General features: G+C 60.5%; 6 protein-coding genes and 4 tRNA genes. All 10 read right to left on the reverse strand.

What is annotated here, in order from left to right:
- Positions 1-29: 29 nt before the first annotated feature.
- Positions 30-527, reverse strand: coding sequence for a 50S ribosomal protein L10 (gene rplJ / locus Q3A80_RS25595; RefSeq protein WP_040143029.1), 498 nt, complete (start codon positions 525-527; stop codon positions 30-32).
- Positions 528-836: 309 nt separating this feature from the next.
- The gene (rplA, locus tag Q3A80_RS25600; protein WP_151065333.1) at positions 837-1535 is read right to left on the reverse strand and encodes a 50S ribosomal protein L1; all 699 of its coding nucleotides are present in this window, start codon (positions 1533-1535) and stop codon (positions 837-839) included.
- The gene (gene rplK / locus Q3A80_RS25605; protein ID WP_006400671.1) at positions 1536-1967 is read right to left on the reverse strand and encodes a 50S ribosomal protein L11; all 432 of its coding nucleotides are present in this window, start codon (positions 1965-1967) and stop codon (positions 1536-1538) included. It abuts the gene before it with no gap.
- Between the two features lie 140 nt (positions 1968-2107).
- On the reverse strand, positions 2108-2665 hold the full coding sequence (gene nusG, locus Q3A80_RS25610; protein ID WP_006400672.1) for a transcription termination/antitermination protein NusG: 558 nt from the start codon (positions 2663-2665) through the stop codon (positions 2108-2110).
- A 1-nt stretch (position 2666) separates the two neighbouring features.
- The gene (secE, locus tag Q3A80_RS25615; RefSeq protein WP_006482892.1) at positions 2667-3047 is read right to left on the reverse strand and encodes a preprotein translocase subunit SecE; all 381 of its coding nucleotides are present in this window, start codon (positions 3045-3047) and stop codon (positions 2667-2669) included.
- A 42-nt stretch (positions 3048-3089) separates the two neighbouring features.
- A tRNA-Trp gene (locus tag Q3A80_RS25620) sits at positions 3090-3165 on the reverse strand.
- 59 nt (positions 3166-3224) lie between these two features.
- On the reverse strand, positions 3225-4415 hold the full coding sequence (gene tuf / locus Q3A80_RS25625) for an elongation factor Tu (RefSeq protein WP_006482910.1): 1191 nt from the start codon (positions 4413-4415) through the stop codon (positions 3225-3227).
- A 65-nt stretch (positions 4416-4480) separates the two neighbouring features.
- Positions 4481-4555, reverse strand: a tRNA-Thr gene (locus Q3A80_RS25630).
- Between the two features lie 25 nt (positions 4556-4580).
- Positions 4581-4654, reverse strand: a tRNA-Gly gene (locus Q3A80_RS25635).
- Between the two features lie 44 nt (positions 4655-4698).
- Positions 4699-4784: transfer RNA gene (locus Q3A80_RS25640), tRNA-Tyr, on the reverse strand.
- Positions 4785-6463 lie beyond the last annotated feature (1679 nt).

The following is a 6463-nucleotide window of genomic DNA, read 5'->3' on the forward strand; positions in this document are numbered from 1 at the left end:
AGCGATCAGTGACGCTGATGCACGCTCGATTACGCAGCTTCCGCTTGCTTCTTCTCGGCCAGCGCGGCAAGAGCACGCGCGAAGCCCGAAACAGGCGCTTGCATAACGAACAGCAGCTTCGAGAGCAGTTCTTCACGGCTCGGGATGCTTGCCAGCGCTTGCACGCCAGCCTTGTCCATCACCTTGCCATCGAACGAACCAGCCTTGATGACCAACTTGTCATTGCTCTTGCTGAAGTCGTTGACGACCTTGGCAGCAGCAATTGCATCTTCCGAGATGCCGTAGATCAGGGGACCAGTCATCTGCTCTGCCAGCGGAGCAAAAGGCGTACCTTCGACAGCGCGACGCGCCAGCGTGTTCTTCAACACGCGCAGGTAAACCTGTTGCTCACGCGCTTTCGCGCGCAGCTTGGTCAGATCGCCAACCGCAATTCCACGATACTCAGCCAGCACAACGGTCTGGGCCTTCGCGACTTGCGCGGAAACCTCAGCGACGACGGCTTGCTTGTCTTCTCTATTAAGCGGCACGGTTAGCCTCCAGAAACGATACGCTCGGCGCGGCCGGCATGGCCGAAACCTCACGTACCTCGTTCAACAACGGCGTCCGACCTCGTTAGGAGTATTTCCACCTCACGCCGTGAATCGCTTCACGACCTGCGGCTTCACCACTGCAAAACTTTTTCGGGTTCGCCATCTGCGTTGGCTTGAATTAAGGGATCGCCTGCCTGCTGCGCCCCACCAACGGTCTTTGATAACCGGTTGCCCGCCACTGTTGCACGAACAACCGCCCAAAGCCCATGTAGGCCGCTTCGCGAACGAAGCGGCCCGAATACTTGCTTACTGCGCTGCCAGCGTAGCCTGGTCGACACGCACGCCGACGCCCATCGTGCTCGACAGTGCGATCTTGCGCAGGTAGACGCCCTTGCTCGTTGCCGGCTTGGCCTTCTGCAGCGCTTCGATCAGTGCCGACAGGTTCGAGCGCAGTGCTGCTGCTTCGAACGATGCACGGCCGATGGTCGCGTGGATGATACCGGCCTTGTCGACACGGAATTGCACCTGACCAGCCTTCGCGTTCTTGACTGCAGTCGCGACGTCCGGCGTGACCGTGCCAACCTTCGGGTTCGGCATCAGGCCGCGCGGGCCGAGGATCTGACCGAGCGTACCGACGATACGCATCGTGTCCGGCGAAGCGATCACGATGTCGAAGTCCATCTGGCCAGCCTTGATCTGCTCGGCCAGGTCTTCCATACCGACGATTTCCGCGCCTGCTGCACGAGCCTGCTCGGCCTTGTCGCCTTGTGCAAACACGGCAACGCGAACCGACTTGCCCGTACCTGCCGGCAGGACGACCGAACCACGAACGACCTGGTCCGACTTCTTCGCATCGATGCCGAGCTGAACTGCGACGTCGATCGATTCGTTGAACTTCGCGCTCGCGCATTCCTTCACGAGTGCCAGTGCGTCTTCGATCGCGTACAGCTTCTGACGGTCGACCTTGGCGGCAAATGCCTGACGGCGCTTGGAGATCTTAGCCATTTACACGCCCTCCACAGTGATGCCCATCGAGCGTGCGCTACCAGCGATGGTGCGAACGGCTGCGTCCAGATCAGCTGCCGTAAGGTCCGGCATCTTGGTCTTCGCGATTTCTTCGGCTTGAGCGCGCGTGATCGAACCGACCTTGTCGGTGTGCGGCTTGCTCGAGCCCTTGTCCACCTTCGCCGCCTTCTTGATCAGGACGGTCGCCGGCGGCGTCTTCATCACGAACGTGAAGCTCTTGTCAGCGTATGCCGTGATGACCACCGGCACCGGCAGACCCGGCTCCATGCCTTGAGTCTGCGCGTTGAACGCCTTGCAGAACTCCATGATGTTCAGGCCGCGCTGGCCCAGTGCCGGACCGACCGGCGGCGACGGGTTGGCTTTACCTGCAGGAATCTGCAGCTTGATAAAGCCGACAATCTTCTTTGCCATTTGTAAACCTCGTTGGAACGCCAGGCGGCGTTCGGTGAGTGATAACGCGCGTTCGCCGCTGGCTACTGACGCTCCTCAACGGCCATGACGCGGACCGTAAGCGCGAAGGTGGGCAGCCGAGGCTGCCCACCGAATCGGGATCAAACTTTTTCGACCTGGCCGAACTCGAGTTCGACCGGGGTGGATCGGCCAAAGATCGTGACCGACACGCGCACGCGCGATTTTTCGTAGTTGACTTCTTCGACCGTGCCGTTGAAGTCCGTGAACGGGCCTTCCTTGACACGCACCATCTCGCCAACTTCGAACAGGGTCTTCGGGCGCGGCTTCTCCACACCTTCCTGCATCTGCGACATGATCTTCTCGACTTCCTTCGGGGAAATCGGGGTCGGGCGGTTGCGTGCACCGCCGACGAAGCCCGTGACCTTCGCGGTGTTCTTCACGAGGTGCCACGTCTCGTCCGTCATTTCCATTTCAACCAGCACGTAGCCGGGGAAGAAACGACGCTCGGTTACTGCCTTGTGGCCGCCTTTGACTTCGACCACTTCTTCGGTCGGGACCAGGATCTGACCGAATTTGTCCTGCATGCCAGCACGTTCGATGCGCTCTTGAAGCGCACGTTGCACGCTCTTCTCCATACCGGAGTAGGCGTGCACGACGTACCAACGCTTTCCGCTCGGGGATGCCGGAGTATCGCTCATATCATTTCCAACCCAGAATCGCCGAGAAAATCACCCATTCGATCGATTTGTCACTCAACCAGAGGAAAATCGCCATCACGAGCACGAAACCGAACACGACGAGTGTGGTTTGCGTTGCTTCCTTGCGGGTGGGCCAAACGACCTTGCGGACTTCCTTGTACGAATCCTTGGCAAACGCGATGAGGCTCTTGCCAGGTGCGGACATCAGACCGACGGCCACGCCGGCGATGATACCTACCGCCAACGCGGCACCGCGGACATACCACTGCTGGTTGGCCAGCCAGAAGAAGCCCACGAATCCGGCCAAGACCAGCAATACGCCCAGGGCCAGCATCAGCTTATCGCCGGAGGTATTTACAGTTTCGACGGATGGATTCGCCATAACACCTTAAAACAAATGCCACGTGGGACACGTGGCGATTTTTGGCAGGGGCAGAGGGAATCGAACCCCCAACCTTCGGTTTTGGAGACCGACGCTCTGCCAGTTGAGCTATACCCCTAAACCATGTTGGGGCCGGCTGCTGCCAGCCCCAAAACTGTCGATCAACGAATAACTGGCTTACTCGATGATCTTGGCGACGACGCCGGCGCCGACGGTACGGCCGCCTTCGCGGATTGCGAAGCGCAGACCTTCTTCCATCGCGATCGGAGCGATCAGCTTCACCGTGATCGACACGTTGTCGCCCGGCATCACCATTTCCTTGTCCTTCGGCAGCTCGATCGAGCCCGTCACGTCCGTCGTACGGAAGTAGAACTGCGGACGGTAGTTGTTGAAGAACGGCGTGTGACGGCCGCCTTCATCCTTGCTCAGCACGTACACTTCAGCCGTGAAGTGCGTGTGCGGCGTGATCGAACCCGGCTTCGCCAGAACCTGGCCGCGCTCCACGTCTTCACGCTTCGTGCCGCGCAGCAGGATACCGACGTTGTCGCCTGCCTGACCTTGGTCCAGCAGCTTGCGGAACATTTCAACGCCCGTGCAGGTCGTCTTCACCGTCGGCTTGATACCGACGATTTCGATTTCCTCGCCGACCTTCACGATGCCGCGCTCGACACGACCCGTCACCACCGTACCGCGGCCCGAGATCGAGAACACGTCTTCCACCGGCATCAGGAACGCGCCGTCAACTGCACGCTCCGGCGTCGGGATGTACGTGTCCAGCGCGTCTGCCAGGCTCATGATCGCCACTTCACCCAGCTCGCCCGTGTCGCCTTCCAGCGCCAGCTTGGCCGAACCCTTCACGATCGGCGTGTCGTCGCCCGGGAAGTCGTACTTCGACAGCAGTTCGCGAACTTCCATCTCGACCAGCTCGAGCAGTTCAGCGTCGTCCACCATGTCGCACTTGTTCAGGAACACGATGATGTACGGAACGCCAACCTGACGCGCCAGCAGGATGTGCTCACGCGTTTGCGGCATCGGGCCGTCTGCTGCCGAGCACACCAGGATCGCGCCGTCCATCTGCGCTGCGCCCGTGATCATGTTCTTCACATAGTCAGCGTGGCCCGGGCAGTCGACGTGTGCGTAGTGGCGGTTAGCCGTTTCGTACTCGACGTGTGCCGTGTTGATCGTGATGCCGCGCGCCTTTTCTTCCGGTGCCGCGTCGATCTGGTCGTAAGCCTTCGCTTCGCCGCCGAACTTCTTCGTCAGAACCGTCGTGATCGCTGCCGTCAGCGTCGTCTTGCCGTGGTCAACGTGACCGATCGTACCAACGTTGACGTGCGGCTTGGTCCGCTCAAACTTTTCCTTGGCCATTTTCAACTCCCGAAAGGAATTTCACATGTTGCGCCGCGCGCAAACAGACACTGACTTTTTACTGCTGGTGCCCATGGGCAGGATCGAACTGCCGACCTCTCCCTTACCAAGGGAGTGCTCTACCACTGAGCCACATGGGCGCTATTACGCTTCAACTTCACGGACTGGAGCGGGTGAAGGGAATCGAACCCTCGTCGTAAGCTTGGAAGGCTTCTGCTCTACCATTGAGCTACACCCGCACGGGCCACTAACGATTCCCTACCGCTCTTTGCGCTGATGTTCTTGGTGGAGGAGGTTGGATTCGAACCAACGTAGGCGTAAGCCAACAGATTTACAGTCTGCCCCCTTTAGCCACTCGGGCACCCCTCCGTAGAGAACTGACGATTATGGGGGTGCATCGCACTCTTGTCAAGCACATCCGGAAGATTATTTTCATTCTCTTCCAGAGCGCCGCGCGATTCACCCGACACCCACGCTCGCCCGGCTAAGGCAAGCACGAGAGGATCACCGATCGGCGTCCACATCTTCGTCAGACTCCGCCTTCTGCGTCGATTTGCATCTTCGCTGAAAACGAAAGACCGCCATCATAAGGCCTCTCGCGCATAATGCCAAGCGGGAAGACAGAAAAATTTGCAATTTCCATGCCGGACGCGCCGCGCGGCCTCGGCCGAAGGCTGGACGGGCTGACAATCGGGCGGCGGAGACCGGTAATCGATGATGCGGCAACGGCGAGCGGGCCCCCATGGAACGGCGTTGCGGCGGGATTCATTTTGTGCAGGGCCTGGCAGTGAGCCGTCGGCCCGCCGTCGCGGACAGCAGGATGACGCGCCATCAGACCGCCCGATGCCGCGCCCCTCCGTCGATCACCTGCAGCCACCGTTACGCAACGATCGCCCTCTCCTGCGGTGGGCAGCTCCGCCAGCCTATCGAGTTGAATCTGCGAGTACATGCGACATCAGACATGGCGATGCCCGGCTCGGTTACTGGATTTCGGGATACGTGACGGGGCGCGTCTGCGTCGCATCCCGCCGATCAGAAGCCCGGAGCCGACATGCGCGCCCCGTTGGCGATATCGGTCGCTCGCCGCACGGCGGCGATGTTCGTATTGATCGCGACCGGGGACACAAGCACGGCCTGCGGGTTCCTCCCTCGGTGGCGGTCCACCATCGACACGCACGCATCACACTGCAACTGCGGTCCGCGAACACGACATATCGTTCCCGTTGTCGGCGGATGCCGAGACTGCTTCAGCCCCAACGATTCGCTCGCTGCAGAATGAATGTCCACCCGAAGAGCGCCACGTGCTCGCGGGAACCCAGGCGGAGGAGCCCATCGATTGGCGGGCGCAGTTCGCCCGTTGTCGCCGCTGCGCGGGCGGGGATCCGAACGGGGGCTTTACTCTGTATTCCGTATACGACCGACGGCTCTAGCAGAGCTCGCCCGCTGAAAGGGGTGTAGATTGGCCACCCACCCCGAACGAAGTCGGCCTCGTTGCGCGCAGATGGCGTAAATACAGCTGCCGATAGCACCTGATCGCGGAACGCGAAGCTGGGTAATACGACGGGTAGGTGACGTGCGAGGGATATGAGCACAACCGAGATCACAAACAAGAGCTGGCCACCGCCAGCCGCTTCGCGATGAGCCAGGAAGTGCTCGCAGCGCGTAAGAAGATCGGATTGATCGTCGAAGAATAGACACCGCATGAAGGCCGCTGCCCGCGGTAAATTGATCGATGACGCAACGGATCTCGCTGCGACGGGACCGATGCCGTTGGACGGCAATCTGGATTGGCACCCGTCGAGTCGCGCCATCAGTTGCGGCGAATCGGCGTCAATCCGGCTCCTTCCGGGCAGCGCAGACGCACTGACGCGACTATGGGGTGGCAGATGCAATGGAATCGGACACCTCGACTCAACCGCGACACCGATGCACGGCACGTATGAGGACGCTCCTCGGCCTGTTCACCTCGCCGCAGACGCCCGCGTCCCGCCACCACCCCGCTGCACATGCCGTTTTGGTCGCCGAAATGCAAAAACCCCCGCCTGTTC

This window comes from Burkholderia sp. SR8 (assembly GCF_052851275.1).

Bases quoted from the DNA above. Each gene is read 5' to 3' on its own strand.
- rplA (WP_151065333.1), bottom strand. From the start codon at position 1,535: ATGGCTAAGATCTCCAAGCGCCGTCAGGCATTTGCCGCCAAGGTCGAC.
- rplK (WP_006400671.1), bottom strand. From the start codon at position 1,967: ATGGCAAAGAAGATTGTCGGCTTTATCAAGCTGCAGATTCCTGCAGGT.
- nusG (WP_006400672.1), bottom strand. From the start codon at position 2,665: ATGAGCGATACTCCGGCATCCCCGAGCGGAAAGCGTTGGTACGTCGTG.
- secE (WP_006482892.1), bottom strand. From the start codon at position 3,047: ATGGCGAATCCATCCGTCGAAACTGTAAATACCTCCGGCGATAAGCTG.
- tuf (WP_006482910.1), bottom strand. From the start codon at position 4,415: ATGGCCAAGGAAAAGTTTGAGCGGACCAAGCCGCACGTCAACGTTGGT.